Raw genomic sequence first — 23,568 nt, 5'->3', positions numbered from 1 at the left:
GCAGCGGAAAGGAATCTGCAATGGAACAATACAATGTCACGGGCATGAGCTGCGCGGCCTGCTCTGCCCGGGTGGAAAAGGCCGTAAAGAAGGTGCCGGGCGTCACGAGCTGCTCGGTGAGCCTGCTGACCAACTCTATGGGCGTGGAGGGCACTGCCTCCCCTGCCGCCATCATCTCGGCGGTGCAGGAGGCAGGTTATGGTGCAAGCCCCAAGTCGGACGCCGCCCATAAGGCATCGGACACCAATGCCGACCTCGACGCACTGGCCGACCACGAGACCCCCAAGCTCAAGCGCCGTCTCATCGCCTCGCTGGGCTTCCTGCTGGTGCTGATGTACTTCTCGATGGGCCACATGATGTGGGGCTGGCCTCTGCCTCACTGGTTCGACGGCAACCACATCGCCATGGGCCTTGTCCAGCTGATCCTGGCTGGCATCGTCATGGTCATTAACCAGAAGTTTTTCATCAGCGGCTTCAAAGGCCTCATCCACGGTGCCCCCAACATGGATACGCTGGTGGCCCTCGGCTCCATGGCAAGCTATGTGTGGAGCACCTACGCCCTCTTTGCCATGACCGACGCCCAGCTCCACGGCAATGACGCGCTGGTCATGCACTATATGATGGAGTTCTACTTCGAGTCGGCCGCCATGATATTGACCCTCATCACGGTGGGCAAGATGCTGGAAGCACGCTCCAAGGGCAAGACCACCGACGCCCTCAAGAGCCTGATGAAGCTGGCCCCCAAGACCGCCACGCTGGTACGGGACGGCGCGGAAGTGACCGTCTCCATCGCCGATGTGCAGAAGGGCGACATCTTCGTCGTCCGCCCCGGCGAGAACATCCCTGTGGACGGCTTGGTGCTGGAGGGTGTCAGCGCCGTGAACGAGAGCGCCCTGACCGGCGAGAGCATCCCGGTGGACAAGGCCGCAGGCGACAGAGTCAGCGCCGCTACTACCAATCAGTCGGGCTTCCTCCGCTGCGAGGCTACCCGCGTGGGCGAGGACACTACCCTGTCCCAGATCATCAAGATGGTCAGCGATGCCGCCGCCACTAAGGCTCCCATCGCCAAGATCGCCGACACCGTATCGGGCTACTTTGTCCCGGCGGTCATCTCCATCGCCGTCCTCACCACCATCGTCTGGCTCCTGCTGGGCCGTGAGCTGGGCTATGCGCTGGCCCGGGGCATTTCCGTATTGGTCATCAGCTGCCCCTGCGCGCTGGGTCTTGCGACCCCCGTGGCCATCATGGTGGGCAACGGTCTCGGCGCAAAGAACGGCATCCTCTTCAAGACCGCCGCCTCGCTGGAAGCCACAGGCCGCACTCAGATCGTGGCGCTGGACAAGACCGGCACCATCACCGAGGGTGCGCCCCGGGTCACTGACCTGCTGCCCGTCGAGGGCGTCTCTGAGACCGAGCTGCTGACGCTGGCCGCCGCACTGGAAAGCCGCAGCGAGCATCCGCTGGCCAAGGCCGTTCTGGCCTGCTCCGAGGCAAAGGCCATCACGCCCCCGGAGGTCACAGACTTCGCAGCCCTGCCGGGCAACGGTCTGACCGCAAAGCTGGACGGCGTGGACATCTTCGGCGGCAGCGCATCCTTTATCCAGTCGAAACTTTCCCTGCCTGCCGCACTGACACAACAGGCCGAACAGCTGGCCGCTGAGGGCAAGACGCCCCTCTTCTTCGGCGGCGCAGGCCATCTGCTGGGCGTCATCGCCGTGGCCGACACCATTAAGGCGGACAGCCCCGAGGCCATCCGGCAGCTCCAGAATATGGGCATCCGGGTGGTGATGCTCACCGGCGACAACCAGCGCACCGCCGACGCCATTGGCCGACAGGCGGGCGTGGACGAGGTCATCGCGGGCGTCCTGCCCGACGGCAAGGAGGCTGTCATCCGCCAGCTTCAGGCCAGCGGCAAGGTAGCCATGGTAGGCGATGGCATCAACGACGCCCCCGCCCTGACCCGTGCTGACACCGGCATCGCCATTGGCGCAGGCACCGATGTGGCCATCGACGCTGCCGATGTCGTCCTGATGAACTCCAGACTCTCGGATGTGCCCGCCGCCATCCGCCTCAGCCGCGCTGCCCTGCGGAATATCCACGAGAACCTGTTCTGGGCGTTTATCTACAACATCATCGGCATCCCTCTGGCAGCGGGTCTGTTCATCCCCTTCGGCCTGACGCTGAACCCCATGTTCGGCGCTGCCGCTATGAGCCTGTCCAGCTTCTGCGTCGTGAGCAACGCCCTGCGGCTGAATCTGTTCGACCTGCACAGCACCAAGCACGACCACAAAAAAGCTTCCCCCGCAGCTGTTTCTGCACAGTCTGCGGCAGAAAATAATACGCCATCGGACACCGAAGCGCCCGATGGCAAAATGGAGGACGATCCCATGAAAAAGACCCTGAATGTTGAAGGCATGATGTGCTGCCACTGTGAGGCCCGTGTGAAAAAGGCTCTCGAGGCCATCCCCGGCGTCTCTGAAGCCGTGGCAAGTCACACCGACGGCACCGCCGTCGTCACCCTGACCGAGAATGTGGCCGACGACGTGCTCAAGAATGCAGTCGAGGCACAGGACTATAAAGTCACCGGCATCCAGTAAGCCATAAGACGCCAAAAAAGCCAGCGCACGGCTTGTGCACTGGCTTTTTTTGTTCTATTTCAGATCACGGAGTCAGACGGTTGGGGCCGCGGAACAGGAACTCGGCGTCCTTGATGCTCAGGCCGCAGAGCAGCATGGTCAGGCGGTCGATGCCCAGACCGAAGCCGCCGTGCGGGGGGCAGCCGTACTGGAAGAACTCCAGATAGAACTTGACGTCGTCGGCCAGACCCTTTTCCTCTGCCTGCTTCTTCAGCACCTCATAGCGGTGCTCACGCTGTGCGCCGGTGGTGATCTCCACGCCGCGCCAGATGAGGTCATAGCCCTGCGGCACGCCGTTCTCGTCGCGCATATGGTAGAACGCACGCTTCTCGGCGGAGTAGTCGGTGATGAACAGGAACTCGTGGCCGTAGTGCTTCTTGACCCAGTCGTAGCTCAGGCGCTCGGCCTCGGTGGTCAGGTCGCCCTTCTCGGACTCATCGACGGTGTAGCCGAACTCCTCTTCCAGAGCCTTGTACAGGTCGGCCAGCTTGACCACGGGGAACGGAGTGGTGGGGACGACGACTTCCTGACCAAACAGCTCCTTGATCTGGTCGCCGTACTGCTCCTTGACGGCCTTGAGGCCGGCAGTCAGCAGCTCCTCCTCCATCTTCATGACGTCCTTGTAGGAGGTGATGTAGCTGAACTCGAGGTCGAAGCCGGAGAACTCGGTGGAGTGCTTGTTGGTGTAGCTCTTCTCAGCGCGGAAGACGGGGCCGGTCTCGAAGATGCGCTCGAAGCCGGCAGCCATCGCCATCTGCTTGTAGAACTGAGGGCTTTGGGCCAGATAAGCGTTGCGGTCGAAGTAGTCCACCTTGAACACCTCAGAGCCGCTCTCGCTGGCGGCAGCGATGAGCTTCGGGGTGTGGATCTCGATGAAGTTACGCTCGAGCAGGAACTGGCGCATGGCGTTGACGAAGCAGCTCTGTGCCTTGAACATCAGCTGATTTTCATCGGTGCGCAGGTCGATCCAGCGGTAGTCGATGCGCTGGTCGATGCTGGAACGCTCCACAGCCTTCTTTTTCTTGGTGGCTGCGATCTCCTTGCGGACGATGGGCAGTGCGTCGGCGATGCTCTCGATCTCGATGGCCGAGGGGATCATCTCGATGCCGCCCATCTTGACATAGTCGTTCTCCACCACCTTGCCAGTGACGGTGATGACCGAGTCCGGGGTCAGCTTGTCGATGGTGTCCACCAGCTCGGGGTGATCCTCTTTCTCGACGGTGATCTGAAGCTTGCCGGTAATATCCTTCAGCACGATGAAGGCCATATACTTGCTGTTGCGCAGGTTTTCGATAAAGCCCTGCACCTTGACCGTGCTGCCAATTTCCCTTTGTACCTCATTGATATAGGTGCGTTCCATGGAAATCCTCCTTCTGTGTCTTGTATACTGTTTTATTATATAACATTTCCGACATAAATCAAGACAAAACCGCTTCGTTTCTCAAGATGCTTCAGCTCCTTCGGCGGTTCATCCCTGTTTCAGCTTTTTCCCCAGCCTCCACATCCAGCGTCCCGCCGCCGGGCAGCAGATCAGCGTCCAGAGCTTGCTCTTTTCACGCTTCTTGCTGTTCGGGACGCGCAAGGCTGCCCGCCAATGCTCTCGCGCCATCCGCACGATCTTGGCTTGCAGCTCCGAATCGGCATGGTCGCTGCCCGCCATCCGGTAATACACATGGGAGCAGGCCACCGCCAGCCGTTCCTCGGCTGTTCGTTCCATACTTTCCTCCCCAGGTCTCCTCTGCTCCCGGATCAGTGCATAAATTCTTTCCCATGCCGTTATCTCGCTGAACTGCTTTGGCTTGAATGTCTCCTGATGGAGCGCCGAGCCATCCCGCATATAGTATGCGTACAGACCGCACGGCAGATAAATATATCCTCCCGCCTTCAGAAGTGCCTTTGTCATAAACAGCGCATCTTCTCCGATCGAAAGCTCCTCATCGAACCGAATATCACGAAGAAATTCAGTCCTCATCATCCCTCTACAGCACCACAGGCACCCATTTTCATCCCAGAATGTATATCGCTTCAGATCCATCCGCTCTGTCTCCGGCATTTTTTCCGGAAGTGCCTTAAAGGGGGCCTCCTTTTCAAAATCATTCACCCGCACATCCCTGCAGATTGCAACCGCCTCTCCGCTCTGCCGGAGGGCCAGATACAGCCATTCCATATATTGCGGAGCCACAGCATCGTCCGCATCCACAAAGCACACATACTCGCCTTTTGCCTGTTCCAGCCCCCTATTGCGTGCTGAGGACACCCCGCCATTTTTCTTATGCAGGGTGCGGATGCGCAGGTCCTTCTCCGCGTATTTCTCCATGATCTCAGGGCTGCCATCCGATGAGCCATCGTTTATCAGAAGCAGCTCAAAATTCGAATACGTCTGTGTCAGGAGGCTCTCGATGCAGCGAGGGAGTTCTTTTTCTACATTGTAGACCGGTACGATCACGCTGATCTTCACATCTGTCCTGCTCGCCATCTTTTATCCCTTGCCTTTCTGCTCTGTCGATGTGCCGCCCAGCATCTCCGCTGTAACGTGATAATATTCCATCAGGTTTTGCAGCGCTTCGTCGTTCAGCATCCTTCCGGCGGTGTTGACCGACATCAGGCACTGGCGCTGGCTATTCCGGATGGTGAACCACTCCTTCGAATTGGTGCTCACCTTCACCGTCGGGATCCTTTTCTGTGCTCCTACGATCTTGAGCCACATATCGTCCGCCGTCGGACACAGCTTCAGGATCTTTTCACTGTCGAACTCGATACCGCTGAAATAGCCGGCAGGGTACAATACCCCTCCGACACCCACTGGAAAAAGCGCTTTCGAAGGACCTTTTTTGTCCGGCGACAAGCCGTGCCACTCCTGATAGGGTGCTACCCTCCCGCCTTCAAACGTGATCTCGTGCGCACGGTAGCAGCACACACAGCCCGGATACTTTTCATGGGTATCCCACAGCCCTTCCAGCCAGTTTTCCGGGTAGAGCGCATCATCGTCCGCTGTAATGATCACATCATTTTCAAATTCCTGTGCGGTATAGAACACCTTTTTAAAGGAGCGGATATTGTCGCAGAAGCGGATGTCCAGTCCCCTTTCCTTCAGGCGGAGCAGATTTTCCGGGAGCTGTGCTTCCTCCGGAAATTCCTCCTTGGACAGCCAGAGCAGGACACGAGCCGCCGGGCGGCTCTGCCGCAGGATGCTCTGGATCGTCAGATGGACTTTCCCGATCCGGAGCGGGAAGGTGGTCAGAGATACCACCATCTTTTCGCCCTGCGTTGTTTTCTGTTTCGGGAGCGGACTCCATGCACAATATACCGGATAAAGGACATTCGCCGCCACTCCAAGCATCCGGTTCACGTTGATCTGGCTTTTGGTTGCCTTTGCCCATGGAGTCGCAATGTGATACAGTTCATTCAGCATGTTATGTTTCCCCTATTTATGGTCGCTTTCCTCTTCCTCGTGCAGCGTTCCGGTGCCGCCCTCCACCACGCCGTCGTGGTCGGCCACGGCCCTGATGGTGCCGAAAAAGCATCTGACATCCAGCCAGAAGCTCATATGCTCCACATACCAGCCGTCGAGCTTGGCCTTTTCCGTGATCTCCAGCTCGTCCCGGCCATGGATCTGCGCCCAGCCGGTCAGACCGGGGCGGACATCGTTCGCCCCGTACTTGTCCCGCTCGGCCAGCAGGTCGTACTGATTCCAGAGCGCCGGACGCGGGCCGATGACGGCCATATCGCCCACGAGGATGTTCCACAGCTGGGGCAGCTCGTCCAGACTGGTCTTGCGCAGGAAGCGGCCCACCCGGGTGATATACTGCTCTGGGTCGTGGAGCAGATGGGTGGGCATATCGTGGGGGGTGTCGATGCGCATGGTGCGGAACTTGAGGATGTTGAAATAGCTCTTATGGATGCCCACCCGCTTCTGCCGGAAGAAAATCGGCCCCGGTGAGTCCAGCTTGATGGCAAGGCAAAGCAGAAGCAGCAGCGGCGACAGCACCAGCAGCCCGCAGGCCGACAGCACCACGGCCAGCAGCCGCTTGATTCCTTTCTGATACATGATGATCCTCCCCTTGTACACTAGAATATCTTTATTATATACCATTCCCCCCTGCCCAAACAAGCCCCGCGCCCTCCTTTCCGGCGAAAATGCCGGTTTTGTTGTATCGTTCTGACGGTTTTCTCTCTTGTTCTGCCGGGCCGGAGGGCGGCTCATCTCCTCTGCCGATGGCAGCGAGTGCATCGGCATCTTCCTTGATTTCCCGGGCAAAGTGAGCTGGCTACACCCGCCACGACACCCTCCGCTTCGCGGCGGCAGAATTGGACTATGCCCTCTATCTCATCACCTCCCTCACGGCGGCAGAGGCGGCGAAGGAGTTCCGGCAGCTCATCGGCCCCAGCTACATCCCGCCCAAGTGGGCCTTTCTGCCCTACCTCTACAGTGAATTCATGAAGGCCGCGCTGGAGGATGCGCCCTACTTCCGGCCTCTGGCATTCGACTACCCGACCGACCCCGACGCCCGGGAGGTGGAGGACCAGCTGCTTCTGGGCGAGGGCTTGATGATCGCCCCCATCTACACCCAGAACGCCCACGGCCGGACGGTCTATCTGCCCGAGCCGATGAAGCTGCTGCGCCTGCGCAGCAGCCGTGACTACGACGAAGAGATCCTGCCCGCCGGACGGCACTATCTGGCTTGCGGGCTGGACGAAGTGCTGCTGTTCCTCCGTCCGGGCCACACGGTGCCGGTGGCGCAGCCTGCCGCCAACACTGCCCTGCTGGACGACACCGCCCTCACCTTCTGGCGTTTTGCGCCGGACGGTCAGCCTGTGCCCTACCGAATGTACACCGACGACGGCGTCACCACCGACACTGATAAGCCCGGCCACTGGCGCATCGTCGGGTAATAAAAACCCCCGGGCGCAGCCAAGCGCTCTCCCTCTTCTGCAACGCGATGCAGCGAAACTCCTGCGGCACGGCACGATGAAAAACTCTTGACAAATGCCTCCGAAAGAGTTACACTATTTGCGTTGTGAAGAACATATGGGCCTATAGCTCAGCTGGGAGCCCATGCGGTCCTTAAACAATCTGGAGTTATATACCACGCGCCCCCAAGCGGTTTTTGGGGGCTTAAATATGGGCTCGTAGCTCAGTTGGGAGAGCGTTCGGTTCGCATCCGAAAGGTCGAGGGTTCGACTCCCTTCGAGTCCATAAAACGCCGTATCGTGTTAAACGATACGGCGTTTCTTTTTGCCATTCTTTGCAAAATCGTGCATCATTCGTCTTGACAGCGCAAAGTGACGTGTGCCGAACTTTTCGGCATAATGTTCATAGCTTCACCAGAAGTTTTGTCAAAAACGACGATTCCCCCATTCGGAGTACCCAGCCCCCTAACGGGTGCTTGTTTAAGGTCCGTTTTCCGCCCACTCGGAGTACGCACCGAGAGCGAATGACTCTTAAATTCTTCAAACTCCTCCAGCGGAACATTGAGGATGATCTCAATATCATAATCCCGTCCAACACGGACTTCCTTGATGAACTGGTTGAGGATTGCCTGCCGCTGCTGAAAGGATGCGTTCTGATAGGTGCTTGCCCAAGTGAACAGATTGCTGCAATCATTTTCAGCTTTCTTGTTTTCCTGCTCAATCTCCTCCAGCTTGTTCTGTGCAGCGGTTACCATCATTACGGATGTGGTACAGGTCGTGCAGCAAAAAGGCGTAGTCTGCCTTGCCTTTGGGGGCAAGGCCGTAATCCGAAAAGCGCGGGTTGTTCTCTTTGTCGTTCGGATTCCACGCCTGCGAATATGGGGGATTTGATACCACCGCATCCACAAACAGCGGGTCGTAGGTGTTGACCGGATCGTTTTCTTCAAAGTACGGCCAATCTTCCTCCAGCGTATCGCCGTTGCGCGTTACAATGTTGTCGGGCAGAATGCCGCGCATGACAAGGTTCATGCGGGTCAGGTTGTAGGTGTTTTCCTTCAACTCCTGTGCGTAGTATTTGATGTTGTTGCCATTGCCCATATAGGCATAATTCAGCTTTGCCTGCGATGCCTTGATATCCTCGTCCGGGAAGTCATTCAACTGCTGGTCGATCAACTCGTTGACGATCTGCCGCAGTTCCACCATGCCAGCCACACGGCCTTTGGCGTTGTCGGACAGTTCAATCTGTGTCATGATGGAGTTCTCGCGGTAGTAGATTTCACCATCCACCACAGTATAGCTGAAATTCTTCACGGTAGGGTCTGCGGGCAGAGTTTTGCGCTGCACTTCCGCATCGGCAACGTCCGGAGCGGCAATCTCCACCGCAGTGTACTGGCCCTCGATGTGCTGCACCGCTTCGGTAAGCTGGTCTGCAAGGTTTGCATCTTCGATTGGTGCAACGGTCAGGTCATGGCCGTACTGGGTGCTTTCTAGTTCCAAAATTCCCAGCACCATTTCCGGATGGTCTACAAAATACTGATTGATATTGAAGCCATCTTCGGTCTGCCCCAGCTGCACCCATGCAGGTTCGATGTCTGCAGGGCGGTCACGCTTCTGCAAAAAGAGGATATCCGAAACAACCTCGGTGCTTGCATTTGCCTTAAAAGCGTTGTTGGGTAAGCGGATGGCTCCCAGCAAATCAGCACGTTCCGCCATGTACTTGCGGGCACTGCTGTCTTTGCTGTCCATCGTGAAACGGCTGGTCACGAAAGCAATCACGCCGCCCGGTCGGATCTGGTCGATAGTCTTGGCGAAAAAGTAGTTGTGGATAGAAAAACCCAGTTTGTTGTACGCCTTGTCGTTGACTTTGTACTGACCGAAAGGGACATTACCTACGGCAAGGTCGTAAAAATCTCGGCGGTCGGTGGTTTCAAAGCCAGCAACCGTAATGTCGGCCTGTGGATATAGTTTTTGGGCGATACGCCCGGTGATGCTGTCCAGTTCCACACCGTACAGGCGGCTGTCCTGCATAGAGTCCGGCAGCATCCCGAAAAAGTTTCCCACGCCCATGCTCGGCTCCAAAATGTTGCCAGACTGGAAGCCCATCTTCTCGACCGCATCATAAATAGAGCGAATCACCACCGGGGAGGTGTAGTGGGCGTTCAGGGTGCTGGAACGGGCAGCAGCGTACTCATCCTCGGAAAGCAGCCCTTTCAGTTCGGCGTACTCTTTTGCCCAACTATCTTTGCTAGGGTCAAAGGCATCTGCCAAACCGCCCCAGCCCACATACTGCGAAAGCACCTGCTGCTCCTCGGCGGTGGCACCACGATGCTCCTGTTCCAGCTTGAACAAGGTGCGGATGGCTTCAATGTTCCGGGCATATTTCTGCTTTGCGCCACCCTCGCCAAGATGGTCGTCCGTGATGTGGAAGTTTCCGGCAGGCACAGCGTTCAGGGCTTCATCCAAGGCAGTGGCATCCGGGAAGGTCTGCACGTTTCCGTCCATCACGGTAGAGATGGGCAGTGCGTCCAGTTCCTCATCTGATAGTTCCGGCTCAACCTGCCGCAGACCGTCCTCAAATTGTTGCTTGTTGATAACCTCGTTATCCCACGACTGTCCCTGTGCGCTGGTGTCGATGCGAACGTCGGTTTCACCCACATAGCCGATTTTACCTTCGATGGTTCGGCTAGGAAGATCAACGATAACATTGTCACCGACCTTGTAAGCGGGCAGTGTGTGTTCCATCACTTCCTGTTCCTGCTCGTACAACTCCCGGACAAGAGCCAGCGGCTCCTCCCGGAAAATCGGCATCCGCATTTCTGCCAGTGCCACGTCCTGCAAGGATACGCTGCCCTTATCAAAGTTTACTGTATCCACCCGGAAGGCCCGCCCTTCCATGTGGACGGTGGCACCCAGCGGCAGATAATCCTCCCGGCGCAGATACTTCGTCTGGTGGTGGGTGCCATCCTCGTTCAGCCCGGCAAGGTAGACGTTCTCGCCGCACTGCCACAGCTGCTTGGCACGGTACACCCACTGGCCGCTGGGGAAGCCGGTGACAGGAACGATGCCCAGTGCTGTTTCTTTTTCCAGAAGTTTGCCGCCCAGAAGTTCGCAGACCTTTCGGGCATCCTCACCGTAAAACTCAAACTGTCCGTTCTGCTCAAAGCCCACCAGCGCATCCGGGTGCTGTTCCTTCAGGGCATTGTACTCGGTGGCGGCATCCAGCGGCAGCAGTGCCGAGCGTTCCTCTGCCTTGCTGTGGTAATGCTCCAGTTCCTCGTCTGTGACGCTGACCAGTTCCGAAAAATCCAGAGCCTCCAATTCGGTTTCGGTCAGATCTTCCAGACTTTCGTACTGGCGTTCATCCACAAGAATATCGCCCAGATAGCGTTCCACACGGTATCCCACCAGATCAATGTTGACCTGAATGGGAATCTCCTCATCGGTGGCGTTGGTGTAGGCAACGCCGATCTTGGACAGGTCGGAAAAGTCCGGCTCGGAGTCGTATTCTTCCAAGCAGAAATCCCGAATCAGGTTTTTGGCATGGGTAAGGGTGGCATCCGGCTCTGCGCTGACAGGCGCAGGGGGCGTGTAATGCTCCTTTTCTCTATCCGTCAGGTAGCGGTCGGACTGGACCATCAGGTCGATATACTTTTCCACCTGCGCCCATTTCAGGATGATTTTCTGATGGTCGGGATAACGGTCAAATTCCAGTCCCTTCCAGTCGTGGTTCACAAAGCCTCTGCTGCCATCCAGATAATCGTGGGAGTGCCCACCGATGCCGTACTCCTTTGCCAGAGCCTTGGCGCGGAGGCTGCGGTCAGTCTGGGTCTGGTACAGTGCCATAATGCGCTGCTTGCCGCCTACAAACCCTGAACCGTGCTTGCGCAGTTCGTTCTCAATTTCAGCCTGCGACAAAACAAAAGCGGAGGGCGTTTTTTCGCTCTCCGCTTGGTCGATGGTTTCGATTTGCTGGGCTTCGGTGGGGATGTGGGCATCGAAGAAGCTTAGCTGTAAATCAGCTCGTTCATCACCAGTTCCTCGGCCTGTGCTTTCAGGCTGTTTATGTGCTGCACCCACTCCATCTGATGCCGCTCTTTGTTCGGAGCCGGGTTCTGCTTCAGCAGTTCCTGCATGGTCTGCTGCATCCGGCTCTCTGCGGTCTGTTCCACTTCCAACAGGTGCGGATGCAGAGTCCCCGACAGGAGCATCGAATTGTACAGCACCGGGCGATGCTTCATCAGGTAGTATGATCTCGGCATGGACAAGTTCTTTCTTCTTGTTGTAGAATTTCGTTTTCTGGTCGTACTCGCTGAACAGCCGTTCGCCGCTCTGGTAAGCGGCCCCGGCAACAGCAGACTGCCCTTGGCTGCGCTTGACGATGGTAATTTTGAAATGCGGACACGGAATAGGCATCACCTCCTGATGACATTTGAATCGTTCTCTTGTAAAAATCACGGAATTATGGTACTATTATTTTGGATAAGTGAGCAGAAAGCTGGTGAGCCAATGTCGGAAAGAAAATCACAACAGGAACTAGATTTTGAACGGAAACATGAAGAAGATTTGCAGCGGTTGCGTGGGCTACGTCTGATTGATGATGATTTCATGGCTGCGGTGTTTGAAGAACGTGCTTGTGCTGAGTTTCTTTTGCAGATCATCTTGAAACGGGATGATTTGACCGTCAAAGAGGTTCACGGCCAGTACAGCATCAAAAATCTGCAAGGGCGTTCAGTCCGATTGGATATTTTGGCAGTGGATCGGGAAAACCGTGCATATAATATTGAGGTGCAGCGCAGCGACCGTGGTGCTAGTGAAAAGCGCGCACGGTACAACAGTAGCTTGTTGGATGCAAACCTGACTGATGCGGGCGATGATTACGATGCGCTGAACGAAACATACGTTATCTTTATCACGGAAAATGACGTATTAAAGGCAGGCCTTCCAATTTATCATGTTGACCGTACAGTTCGGGAAACTGGAACGGCTTTCAACGATCAGGCGCACATCGTTTATGTGAACTCACAAATCAAGGACGAAACCGCATTAGGAAAACTGATGCACGACTTTTTCTGTACCAACTCGAAGGATATGAATTATTCCATTTTGGCACAGAGGGTTCGTTATTTCAAAGAAGACACGAAGGGAGTGGCAGCTATGTGCAGAGCTATGGAAAAGATGCGGGATGAAACCGAGCATGAAACATCGGTCAAACACGCATTGGCAATGTTGGCAGATGGTGTGCCTTGTGAAAAGGTGGCAAAGTACACCGACCTTTCAATTGAGGAAGTCCGGGCATTAGCTGAAAAGAAATCTGCCTAACAAAAAGATAAGCCGATTGGAAATGCTTCTGTTTTCAATCGGCTTTTTCTATGCGTATTTTATGGTAGCGGGCAAAAGGATAGCTGCAAAGCAGCGCAAGGAAAATGCAGTTTTCCTTGGGATGGAATCGGGCTGGCGCATAAACGCCAGCTTCGATTTCATCGAGCCGTCTGCAAGACCGCAATTTCACCGGAACGGTGTATAATTGCGCCCTTTATTCTAAAGGGTTTTGGACGTTGCTGCGTTCGTGAACATCATGCACCATCTTTGCAAGAGCCAGCACGACTTCCGGTTGACGGAACGAGATTTTCAGCAGTTCCATCACCTGATCATCGGTCAGTTCTCCCGGACAGACCAGAAAACTTTCCAGCATTCCGGCACGGGTGCAAAGACGATGCACACGCTCTCTCCGGTTTAGCTCCGACATCCGGTGCTCAAGGATCTTCTCCCGGTGCTGGCAAGAGCGCAGCTTCTGCTCTGCTTTGGCTTTTTCGATGCGGAGATTTTTAAGTTTTGTATTTTCGTAGTCCAATTTTCCCTCCAGATAGTAAAGAAGAACACTCTCACAAAAGAATGTCCTTCTTTGTAAAAAAGATGAAATTTGAATGCAACTCAAGAAACGATATCAAGCTACTCCAATAGGCACACTGATATGTGCTCTGGCAACACAAATATTATTTTTCACCAGATAGCCTCATGAGTGTTTTTGAATATGATCCTTTCTTCCGGGGTTGCAGCACGGCGCTTTTTCAACTTGAAGTTCTCACGGATACTTTTACATAGCACTGTATGGCCGAGGTATTCCTGCCGGTCAAGAATAAACGGACGGCCACAGTTCTGACAGAATGCTACCCTGCCAGCCTTTTCCCGTTTATAATTCCTTCGTTCATATTCGGCATAGCACTCATCCGAACAATATTTTCTCGGCGCACCTCTTCCACTCTGCCCGATGATTCTTCCACAGACTGGACATCTGCGTTCTTTCACTCGGCCCGGCGGCACCAGATGGCAGCTTCCTATTTCCGGCAATCCCAGTTCCCGGCAGTAATCCATCACCTGTTCCACAGGCATTCCCGTCTGCTCTGCGATCTGAGAAAGTTTCGTTCCAGAAAGCCGCAGCGTCCTCACCTGCTCCCTGGCAGCATCAAACGCCATTCCTTCAAAAACACAATCCATACGGATGCCATTTCTTCTGACATCCCGTTCAATACTCAACGGCTGCATCTTTTGCCTCCTTTCCTCTTCCCCGGTTAGCACAAGCCCGGCTGCAATATTTTCGTTCCAACCCGTACTGATGCCGGTAGGAAAACTCCCTGCCGCACACCTGGCAGATCTTCGACCGCACGGTCTTCCAGTTCTCCGGCTTCGGGTGGGTGTTGTTCCACCGTGACCGGCATTCCGGTGAGCAGAACTTTCTCGGTCTGCCTTTATGATTCGGTACAATGGCTGTACCGCACTGAGGACAGAAGGAAAACGCCATGTCCCTTATCATCTCAGCCGTGTAATCTTCCATCTGCCCTCACCCCATTCTCATTTTTCGCCGTTTCTTCGGCGGTTTCTTAGAAAAATCTCATAATTCATACGAAAAGCGGCGAAGTGGAAATCGGCACCGCCCCGCCAGGTTGGATTGTTGTTGCGGCGTCCGATTCTCGCTCGCCCCTGCTCCTCCCGGAACAAGCTAAAATGTGCGAAAGCTCCCTGTTTACGAGAGGTTTCACACACTTTGGTTCATTTCGGGGAAAAAGAATGGCACCAGAACGAAAGCTCCGATGCCTGTACATTTTCCTGTTTCATTTTGCGCCGTTAATCCTCTGACCCCCGGCCTATGAATTTTGCGGTTTTTCACAGAAAAGGGGCCACCGGTCTCCGTGTGACTTCACCGTAGAGAAGTGACCCCGGCCCCGGCGGGCATGAAAAAAGCACCTATCAGATTGCTCTGACAGATGCTCTCTCGCGCTTTCGGTATTTACTTCGTCCAGTCCTCCACTTCCAAGTCTTCTACCCGGAAGAATTCTCTGGTATTGTTCGTCACAAGAATCAATCCTTCTGATCTTGCATGAGCTGCTATCAGCATATCCATCGGTCCAATCGGCGTTCCCTTGCGTTCAAGGTCTGCTCGTACCTTACCATATTCCTCTGCTGCGTAGTGGTCAAACGAGAGAATATCGATAGAAGAAAGGAACAGCGTGACTGCAACACGGTTTCGTTCCACCGCTTGACTCTTTTCTACGCCATGCATCAGTTCTCCATAAGTGATTGCTGAAATGCACATATCGTCAGGGTCATGCATCAAGAAGTTCTTAATTGCCTCTGGCGGTTTGTGCTTCATGGCGTAGATGCAGATGTTTGTATCCAGCATATATTTCATAAGGATTCACGCTCCTGCATTGCAGGCTGTTCACGACCTTCACTCATGAAATCATCAGAGAACAAATCCAAACTACTCAGGAATCCAGACCATCTGTTTTCCTTTGGCAAAAGGATTACGGCATCTCCAACCTTGCTAATCGCAACCTCGTCACCATTGAAGCGACATTCCTTAGGAAGTCGAACCGCTTGGCTACGACCATTCTCAAACAACTTTGCTGTCATCATAGTAACGCACCTCCTTGCATTTTTAGTATATACTAAGATATATATCACGTCAAGGTCTGTTTGAAATTTCTTCCGTAGTCTATGCGAAATAGCTGAAATTATGCCTCAGTAGTGGTACACTGGGTGGATGTCTTCGGTTAGGGTCTTTGCCGCTCAGAGCACCGCCGCCCATGCGACCGATGCCGCCGTATATGTCAAGAGACTTCAATGCCACATTTCCATTTGTATTTACGCATCAACTAAACCTCCATTTTGGCGAATTTGATTCTTAATTGACTCATCGCAGATACAGCCACGAAAATCATATGCATCAACATTGAAGTTCGTAACAATATCGGTGGCGCTATGAAATCTGCAATATTTTTCATGACAGAACATAATCTGTCCATTGGAAAGAATCGCAACAAGCTCATGATTTTCCGTATTAAAAGCAATATCCAATACGTCTCCGTTTATCGTAGGATCTTCAGATGAATATGGGTTACTATACCACCATCCCCTCTTTTGTCCGTCTACAGTCTTTTCATAATAGTTGAACGTCTGAAGTGCTTTACGTCCGTTAGAACAGGCAATCACCGTACTTTCAGGACTGACAACCATCATATAATTTCCGACCATCTTATCGAGAATTCGCTTTCTCATGCAATCCCCGATATGATAGATGCTAATAACATTGTCCTGCGTAGCAACCGCTATAAACGGCTCATTCTTGAAACTACTGATACCGATCACTGGTGTACTCTGACTGTTGACCTCAGAATAATTACCTGTACGAATATTTTTGAATTTTACCTTTCGAATATTGTTTCCCACAGCTGCAATCGAGCCATCCGGCATAAAACAAGCTAATTTAGCATCCTTACAGGGATTCTCTACATTTAACACTTCATCTGTCTTTAAATCATAGAGACAGATGTTAAGATTTGTATCCTTTCTCAAAACCTTAGTGTCATAGGTCGAAACTTTTCCATGTTGATCTGACACAAAGTGTTCATTGAACAGTCTAGATGTTCTTTTTTCCACATTGTAAACCCAAGTCTTCGTATCAGTTTCTCCAAGTATAAATGCACCATTTTCAGACAAGTGAACCTGCTCAACAGCACTTGGTGCTAAGACATCACCAACTCGGATCTTTTTATCCAAATCCCACAACTGTATTTTTCGTTTTCCGTTGCTCAATTCATAGCTGAGTGTTGCCGCAGACTTTCCATTCCCTGAAATAGCCCCATCCTTTAAGCACGTAACACCTCTCGCAAGGATTGCTTGAACCTCGTTACCACTTGTTATTGTTAAATCGCCTTCTACAGTGGCCGTTGCCCTAAGTCCTTGACTCTCTGTCTGACAACTCACGCCGGCTTTTCGATTTTTCTGTGCATTATCCTTTGCTTTCAGAAAAGAAACATCAATTCCGTTAACTGGATTTTTCCATGCATTCTGTTTCTGCTTGTTATAAATACGTCTACAATCTGTAAGAGAAAAACGTACCTCTCGATTGTTGTAGTAAAAATACAGGACATCATCCTTTAGAATTGCAAGCCGAAAACGGCTATTGAAGATGTCACAGTGCATTTCTGCTGGATTCAAAATCTTTCCGCAGTATGGCCATTCGTCCTTTCTCTGAAACACATGAATACTTGTATTAGATCCACCTGTTACAACAAACAAATACCCACCTATAAATTCGATTCGCGAAATCGAACTGCTGATAGAATAAACGAAGAGCGACTCTTCTGTTTGTAATGAAAATACAAATACTTTCCCATTTGAAGCTGCCGCCAAAAATTCATTCTGTGGCGAAAAGCGAAGATGCGTATAAAGTGTCACATGTTCTGAAGATTTTCCAACTGACACACAGTCTATCTTTGCTCCTCGTAACGAAATCCTATCGTCAGTCATTGTTACAGCATTGGGAATTTGTAAACCTCTTAAATCGAGATTTGAATAATTCGCGCACCCTCCAGTTTCAGAAGAAGGGAAACAGTCCAGAAGATTTCTCACGAGCTGGAATGCATCATCACGATTTTCTCCTATTACGTGAATCCGTTCAGCCAGACCGTCCCAGTACTTTCCAGAAAGATTCCGGATATGTTCCATAACCGGAAACGGTATTGCTCTGCCATTCCAATACTTTTCAAGTTCTGTCTGTTGTAAAATCCAGGTTGCAGACAGATAGTCTCTGTAAATTTGATGTGGGAATGCAGTGACAGTATCGTTTTTGTACAACAAATTCGTTTGACAAGTCAAAAAATCAGAAACCGTTCCAAATTTGAGTGCTGGCAAATCATAGTCACGGAATCTTTCCTGGAGCGGCAGAATTTTTTCTTCATTTACATGGTGCTCCTTCAAGATTCTTTGGAGAAGTCCCCGGCATTCCACATTACTCTTATTTAAGCAGTACGAGATATCGAATTCATACGCCAATGCAGGAAGAATTTCAAAAACAGCTTGATACGCAATTTGTATTTTTTCCCCATCAACACCGCTTCTCTGCAATAAGACAGCAATTTGTGCAACATAATAATTATGCAACAAATCCGACGAATTCTTAATTGGAATAATCCAGTCCAAACATTCTTCATTTTCGTACTGTTTTATAATTGGACAGATTTCCTTATACATTGTAACCATCATCGGGTTAGATAATAGTTTGTGCAATGTAAAGGTATCTTTGATTCCGGACCATTCTTCGGCGGAGAACACGGTCCCTATTTGCTCGTCACTCAATGGAACCAGTTGCCGCACGCTGTATCCGGTCATGCTATAACGCGCAGTAAAGTTTGTTCTTGAAGAAACAACAAACTGAATTCCCTCGAGCAAATTCAGTGCCTTTATTTCATTAATAAAATCTCGTTCTGTTTTCGCATCAATCTCGTTTAGGCCATCGACTAGCAGAACCAAACTTGGCTGAGAATATTTAACTCCGCAGAATTCCTCGAATCGCGCTTCATCGCCATCAAATAAGGATCGCACACAGTAGCTTTTTATCCCCATTCTCATGGCCACCAAACGTTCAGCCGGGATATATAAATTCACGTTCTCGCTATTTTCACACATATTAAGCAGCATGGTTGTCTTTCCCATGCCACCATTTGCAAGAAGGATTAAATGTGGTTTTTCTGTAATCCACGCATGATTCAACACTTCTTTTAGCCTATCCTCTCCCACGCCCTCAATGCGAGGAAGGATGCTCTCAATGACATTTGTTCTACCGACAAACTCTGTGTTGGCCCGATTCGCTTTCACGGCTTCACGGGATTGGCCATTATCACCCGGAAGCCTTAATTGAAAAGGATACTGGTCCTCTTTTCTCCCATCGTGCCAAAGAATTGGATATTTCGCCCATCCTTCCGCAAACCATGTGTATGCCGTCACATAACCTGTATGTGTATTCTCGTCAACTTCACCAATCAACACTGTCGCACGGCTCCGTTCTTCCATACGCAGTTCACCTGCTTGGAGAGAATCGAGGTAGTCAATCGGATGAACCATATGATCATGCTCATGACCTCCCAGCCATAAGCGCACGCCTTTTTTCCACAGCAATTCCCGTACATATTTTTTCTCTTCTTGAAGAAGTGCTGTAAAGGGATAATGTGAAAGTAGAATGGTCGGCTTATTCGGGTTAAGCTCCTTTAATGCATTTTGCAACAATTTCGTTCCTATAATCAAATCTGTTGCTTCCTGATTTTGGGTATATGTTAAAGTCGAGTCGATATGTAGGACATTAAACTCAGTCGTTTCTATATTAAAATGAGGTTGTAGGGGATTCGAATACTTTTCCACGCGACTAGCAGGATACAATTTAGAAAGAAAATTGCGAAAATCTTTCTGGCCAGAATAGATCAACTTCAAATCTTCGTCTTTGATCGTTCCGTATTTGGGATCATAATATCCCCCTCGCTGAAAGCTGATTTTCTTTATCGCACCATCTCGCCCATCCGAATTTCTATCCACATCATGATTTCCTGGCACAATAAACAACCTATCTGTTGTCAGCCCTACTGCGGCGCAAAGATCGATCAAATACTCTGCTGCTTCATCTGTAAACGTATTAGGATTCGCATTTGCTGTACGAATATCACCAGTACAGAAAACATAGTCGCAAAGAAGATTATTCTTTCTCAAAAATTGTGGTAACTCTTCACGCAGAGAAATTGTGCTCATGTCATCATTATTAAAATGGAGATCCGAAATATGTAACCACCTTAGCATAGAGCACATTTTCCTTTCAGCACCATAGCATTTTCGTCATTACAACAATATAACCATAATTTCATTCCACTGTTTCTGTACAATGTTCCAACAAATGCGTTGCGCAAATTCCAACTGCTTTATGACCAACACGGAAAACTGTATAATGATTTCATTGCTAACGGTCACTCATGCAAGCTTTCCCTTCTTTAACTGCAACTGCACAGAATCAATAGATGCAGCCCTCGAATATGGAAAATCGTTCACAATATATAAAAATATTTTTGAATCAAATCAAGAATCCATCAATACTCCTCCATCTATTTTCCATCTGATGTTTTAGCAACGATGCCGCGGCAGATTTACAATCTTTTCTTTTCCAGTGATCCAGATATACCAATCCGACATATAGTCTCCAACACCACCGCCATTTATTTTCCACGTCTTTTTCTTTTCATCTTTTGTATATCTGAATCCATAATCGTTTATGTATTCTCTTTCTTTTGGAGATAGCCACTCCAGCTTCGGATTCCATTCTATATAGTTCTCTACCATATCTACCAATTCAAGCAAGTAAGGATTTTCAAGATTGTAGCGGTAATAACTTTTCCGATTTTTTCCAGGCAGAGCTATTACATATGGCCATTCTAAACTCCGTAAACCATTTCGAATTATCGCCGACCTATCTACTATCTCCATGATTGTTTTTATCAATATCCGCCCTCTTGTATCCATTGCATAGTTTGCGGCATCCGGCTTATCAATCATTTTATTATTTTCACTCCTAATATGCAGCTTTTTCCAAAGCCTATTTACCGTGAAAATCTCATGGGCCAAAAGTTATGCTCGTCTTACTACAGCATTTTTCCCTTGGAATGCAATTCCTATTTTTATGATTGAATTGATGCCTGCATCACGCAGCTCTGTATCATACTTTTTCTCATCAATCTGCTGAAGTGCATTTTCTGCCAAGGAGCCCAAATCCACATGTGCATCGCTAGTATGCTTGAATTCAAAAATGAATCCCGGAATACCATTCACCAAAGGCATCAGCTGAATGTCAAAACGTCCAAGACCCGGTTCCCTATTAGAACGAACTCGATAACGATTTCCGAGGACAGCACATAACCCCAGCATCATCCCATGATAAAATTCCTCATTCACTCCATCCATAGAAGATATGCTTTTCAACATAAACTCTTCCAGAAGAATCTGCAACTTTTTCGTATCTCCCGAAAAAATGGCTTGACTGATTGAGATAGAGATATTATTTTGATTTGTGCGATTTAAAACCTCTTTTTCATACACAAATGCAATCTCTTTATTAGGGATTGCAACATCACACATAAAATTCCCATCATTTTGTGGGTAGACTGACGCAACTTTCAAGTACCCTGCAATAAGTAGGAAACTATAGATGCTGTAGGGATTATTCTGTATTTCGGGGTAAATCACACTGGTATCAATAAAAGTTGTAATTTTCTCACCGCAGAGTAGCTTATAAAGGTCTTCTGTGGTTTTCGGTGTAGCTGTCGAAATGATTTCTCCGATAATCTCGTTGCTGCCTGTAGACTGCCAAAATGCTCTAGGAAAGCACTTATCTGCAATGTAATTAATAACTGACCATGGGTTGAAGATTTCAGTATTGCCAAATCGATATCCATCGTACCAATCGCAAATTTCCTGATATTTTTCTTCCTTTTCATAATAGCTCAGAATATCCTTCACTTCTTCTTTTGTGAAGCCAAAATATTCGCTATAGCTTTCATCCAAGATTGAATTGATTTTCAAATTATTCATGCCACTAAAGATACTTTCTTTAGCTACACGCAGAATTCCTGTAAGAAATCCGAAAGCCAAATGCGGATTATCTTTGAGACCGCCAGAGAAGAAATTGCGCATGAAGTTTACGATTTCTGAGTAGAAATTGCAATTATGCCCCTGTTGAATCGGCGTATCATACTCATCAATAATAATAATACATTCCTTGCCGTAGTGCTTATGCAAGAGCAGTGACAAAAGCTGCAACCCCATTTGGCAATCGACTTCTGTTGCATTATCACTGGCGAGACGATGATACTGTTCTTTTTCATACGTAGTCAGTACAGAACTGTTTTCCAGCTCATTATGGCGTATAAATTCCAAAGAAATCAATATTCGAATTTTCTGAAAAGTTTCTTCCCATGTCAAGCATTTCACATCTTTAAACGTCAGAAAGACGACTGGATACTGACCTTGATGCCTTGTATAAAAATCGCCATACTGCCATATCTGTTTATCTTTAAAATAAACCGAAGTGTCCTCTGCCGTTTTCTCAAAAAAGACACGGAGCATATCCATATTCAGCGTCTTACCGAAACGTCGCGGGCGAGTAAAAAGCGATACCATCGGTTTTGCATCAAGAAAATCGCGGATCAGTAGAGTTTTATCCACATAGTAGTAGCCAGTGGTCGCAGCCTTAAAATCAGAGACACCTATGGGCAAAGGTTTCTTTTTTGCGTTTAAATCTTCCGAAACCGCATTTATCGGAATCATCCAAATCCGGCCTTCCTTTACTGCTCCCGGAAGTTCCCTTTGTTTGCACATCTGCTGAACCCTACGGATCGTAATCCCCAATTTTTCAGCAGCGTCAGCGCAAGATAAATAGTCCATAACGCACCTCCAAATGATGATCTACTGTGATTATACCCTGTAACGCGAAACAAATCAACTCAAATTTTCGTTTTAATTTCGTTTGAAGCGAAATTTTTAGCAATCGTTCCCCTCACAGAGAAAGGTACGCCGTCTTTGGTCATACTCTATCCACTCTTCCAGCGTCAGCGGCGTGTAGTCCGAATACATACAGAAGCAGTTGATCATCTGGCACGGCACTGGCTGCGCTGTTTCCTGATGGGCACTTTTCCGCATCGTGGCTCTGGTTTCTGCGCAAAATTTATCCACCAGCACTTGATCCTCCGTCTTATGGATATGCCCGTGCAACATATAAGTCAGCGGCGTTCCATCTTCCCCACGTCGAAACCGGCCGTTATAGCAGAATACCGGATAATGCATTAACACGATTTTTCGCTTATTGTCATATGCAGTTTGCGGATGTTGCTTGTGCATCAAAAACGCAAACTACTATAAATATATTCCTTGCCATTACGCAGCCGCGTATTCTTTGCATCATGAGGTACTTTTGCGTACGCAATTACTGCACGATCTTCTACACCTCATATTAGCAAGAATACAGCGATAATTCGTGCTTGACGAAAATCCAGTCATAGATTTTCGCTATACACACAAAAAACGCCGAGGACATCTCCCCAAAACGGGAAGAGTCCTCGGCGGTATTCGCTTATCGGGTCTGAGTTTTTTCGGTGGTGTCCTTTTCCTCTGCGAACTCCGCATCCAACACCTTGACCTTCGGCAGCTTTTGCAGTCCGGCTTCGTCAAAGGCAGCTTTTGCCGCCTTGTGCAGAGTGTTCTCCTCCCGGTGAGCCTCCAGAAAGGCTTTGCTGTACCCAGTTTTCCGATAATCAGTGTACACCTCACGGGTCTTGGCATAGTTGATGATGTGGGTTTTTAGCACGGCGATTTCCGTCAACCTCGCTTTTGCAACCTTGATGGAATCCCCCATAGAAATAATCAAGGATCATGCTGTTTTTCAACCGTCTGTCCTAAAATGAACGTGATTCTTCGTATGTGGGTAGATTTTTTTGCAACATAAATAACAGGCATTTTGAAAACTCACCCCCAGTTTTTCAGATGGGATATGCACAAAAATCAACGCTATATCGCATATGTTTTGTGATGCGTGTACCGATTGCTATATTTTGTATAGAGTAAGGCAATATTTGATAGCTTTTTGGGGCATTTTCATCTTTGTTGGGTGCGTAGCTTTCGGCGCTGTTTTTGCCGATTTGTGCAATAAAAA

17 protein-coding genes, 1 tRNA gene and 3 pseudogenes are annotated in these 23,568 nt (G+C 50.2%); 5 read left to right on the top strand and 16 right to left on the bottom strand.

Translation table 11 applies throughout. The annotated features are described in order from the left end of the window. The first annotated feature begins 20 nt into the window (after positions 1-20). Positions 21-2,597 (top strand): heavy metal translocating P-type ATPase, encoded by a 2,577-nt coding sequence (locus tag MTP38_RS05670; RefSeq protein WP_249234531.1) that lies wholly within the window; start codon positions 21-23, stop codon positions 2,595-2,597. A 64-nt stretch (positions 2,598-2,661) separates the two neighbouring features. Here the strand turns inward: MTP38_RS05670 and aspS are convergent, their stop codons facing one another. From aspS to MTP38_RS05650, 4 genes are all read right to left on the bottom strand, one after another. Then, positions 2,662-3,996 carry an aspartate--tRNA(Asn) ligase gene (gene aspS, locus MTP38_RS05665; protein WP_249234530.1) on the bottom strand — a complete coding sequence of 445 codons (1,335 nt, stop codon included), beginning with the start codon at positions 3,994-3,996 and terminating at the stop codon, positions 2,662-2,664. Positions 3,997-4,104: 108 nt separating this feature from the next. After that, the gene (locus tag MTP38_RS05660) at positions 4,105-5,094 is read right to left on the bottom strand and encodes a glycosyltransferase family 2 protein (RefSeq protein WP_249234529.1); all 990 of its coding nucleotides are present in this window, start codon (positions 5,092-5,094) and stop codon (positions 4,105-4,107) included. Positions 5,095-5,115: 21 nt separating this feature from the next. After that, positions 5,116-6,048 (bottom strand): glycosyltransferase, encoded by a 933-nt coding sequence (locus MTP38_RS05655; protein ID WP_249234528.1) that lies wholly within the window; start codon positions 6,046-6,048, stop codon positions 5,116-5,118. A gap of 12 nt (positions 6,049-6,060) precedes the next feature. Beyond that, the gene (locus MTP38_RS05650; protein WP_249234527.1) at positions 6,061-6,684 is read right to left on the bottom strand and encodes a sugar transferase; all 624 of its coding nucleotides are present in this window, start codon (positions 6,682-6,684) and stop codon (positions 6,061-6,063) included. Positions 6,685-6,944: 260 nt separating this feature from the next. On the opposite strand from MTP38_RS05650, the gene MTP38_RS05645 reads away from it, so the two are divergent. Both MTP38_RS05645 and MTP38_RS05640 read left to right on the top strand, forming a co-directional pair. Then, positions 6,945-7,529: a glycoside hydrolase family 31 protein gene (locus tag MTP38_RS05645; RefSeq protein ID WP_249234526.1), complete on the top strand. Its 585-nt coding sequence runs from the start codon at positions 6,945-6,947 to the stop codon at positions 7,527-7,529. A gap of 231 nt (positions 7,530-7,760) precedes the next feature. Further along, positions 7,761-7,833: transfer RNA gene (locus MTP38_RS05640), tRNA-Ala, on the top strand. A 64-nt stretch (positions 7,834-7,897) separates the two neighbouring features. Here the strand turns inward: MTP38_RS05640 and MTP38_RS05635 are convergent. The 4 genes and pseudogenes from MTP38_RS05635 to MTP38_RS05615 form a co-directional block, all read right to left on the bottom strand. Then, positions 7,898-8,305, bottom strand: coding sequence for a hypothetical protein (locus MTP38_RS05635; RefSeq protein WP_249234525.1), 408 nt, complete (start codon positions 8,303-8,305; stop codon positions 7,898-7,900). Further along, positions 8,298-11,390: pseudogene (locus tag MTP38_RS05625) on the bottom strand (N-6 DNA methylase); the annotation flags it as partial. The gene MTP38_RS05635 and the pseudogene MTP38_RS05625, both read right to left, overlap by 8 nt. A gap of 161 nt (positions 11,391-11,551) precedes the next feature. Then, complete coding sequence (locus MTP38_RS05620) at positions 11,552-11,806, bottom strand: TnpV protein (RefSeq protein ID WP_249234664.1); 255 nt, start codon at positions 11,804-11,806, stop codon at positions 11,552-11,554. Positions 11,807-11,831: 25 nt separating this feature from the next. Further along, a pseudogene (locus MTP38_RS05615) lies at positions 11,832-11,960 on the bottom strand (hypothetical protein); the annotation flags it as partial. 93 nt (positions 11,961-12,053) lie between these two features. On the opposite strand from MTP38_RS05615, the gene MTP38_RS05610 reads away from it, so the two are divergent. Beyond that, complete coding sequence (locus MTP38_RS05610; RefSeq protein ID WP_055192377.1) at positions 12,054-12,866, top strand: PD-(D/E)XK nuclease family transposase; 813 nt, start codon at positions 12,054-12,056, stop codon at positions 12,864-12,866. Between the two features lie 16 nt (positions 12,867-12,882). Then, a complete protein-coding gene (locus MTP38_RS05605; protein WP_249234524.1) occupies positions 12,883-13,071 on the top strand; it encodes a hypothetical protein in 189 nt (62 codons plus the stop codon). A 9-nt stretch (positions 13,072-13,080) separates the two neighbouring features. Here MTP38_RS05605 and MTP38_RS05600 read toward each other — a convergent pair whose 3' ends face one another. The 8 genes and pseudogenes from MTP38_RS05600 to MTP38_RS05565 form a co-directional block, all read right to left on the bottom strand. Beyond that, positions 13,081-13,398, bottom strand: coding sequence for a DUF3847 domain-containing protein (locus MTP38_RS05600; RefSeq protein ID WP_249234523.1), 318 nt, complete (start codon positions 13,396-13,398; stop codon positions 13,081-13,083). A 149-nt stretch (positions 13,399-13,547) separates the two neighbouring features. Continuing rightward, positions 13,548-14,090: a hypothetical protein gene (locus MTP38_RS05595; protein WP_249234702.1), complete on the bottom strand. Its 543-nt coding sequence runs from the start codon at positions 14,088-14,090 to the stop codon at positions 13,548-13,550. A gap of 742 nt (positions 14,091-14,832) precedes the next feature. Next, positions 14,833-15,234, bottom strand: a complete 402-nt coding sequence (gene vapC, locus MTP38_RS05590; RefSeq protein WP_249234522.1) for a type II toxin-antitoxin system tRNA(fMet)-specific endonuclease VapC — start codon at positions 15,232-15,234, stop codon at positions 14,833-14,835. Further along, entirely contained in the window at positions 15,231-15,461 is a 231-nt protein-coding gene (gene vapB / locus MTP38_RS05585; protein ID WP_249234521.1) for a type II toxin-antitoxin system antitoxin VapB, read from the bottom strand. Before vapB ends, vapC begins: the two co-directional genes overlap by 4 nt. A gap of 228 nt (positions 15,462-15,689) precedes the next feature. Continuing rightward, on the bottom strand, positions 15,690-19,673 hold the full coding sequence (locus MTP38_RS05580; protein ID WP_249234520.1) for a metallophosphoesterase: 3,984 nt from the start codon (positions 19,671-19,673) through the stop codon (positions 15,690-15,692). 318 nt (positions 19,674-19,991) lie between these two features. Continuing rightward, on the bottom strand, positions 19,992-20,420 hold the full coding sequence (locus tag MTP38_RS05575) for a hypothetical protein (protein WP_249234519.1): 429 nt from the start codon (positions 20,418-20,420) through the stop codon (positions 19,992-19,994). A gap of 72 nt (positions 20,421-20,492) precedes the next feature. Then, positions 20,493-22,304 (bottom strand): AAA family ATPase, encoded by a 1,812-nt coding sequence (locus tag MTP38_RS05570; protein WP_249234518.1) that lies wholly within the window; start codon positions 22,302-22,304, stop codon positions 20,493-20,495. A gap of 685 nt (positions 22,305-22,989) precedes the next feature. Further along, a pseudogene (locus MTP38_RS05565) lies at positions 22,990-23,271 on the bottom strand (relaxase/mobilization nuclease domain-containing protein); the annotation flags it as partial. Between the last annotated feature and the right edge of the window lie 297 nt (positions 23,272-23,568).

The organism is Faecalibacterium sp. I3-3-89, from assembly GCF_023347275.1.
GTDB lineage: Bacteria > Bacillota > Clostridia > Oscillospirales > Ruminococcaceae > Faecalibacterium > Faecalibacterium butyricigenerans.
Note: the sequence above shows the minus strand (reverse complement) of the source record. Positions and strands in the feature narration are given on the sequence as shown.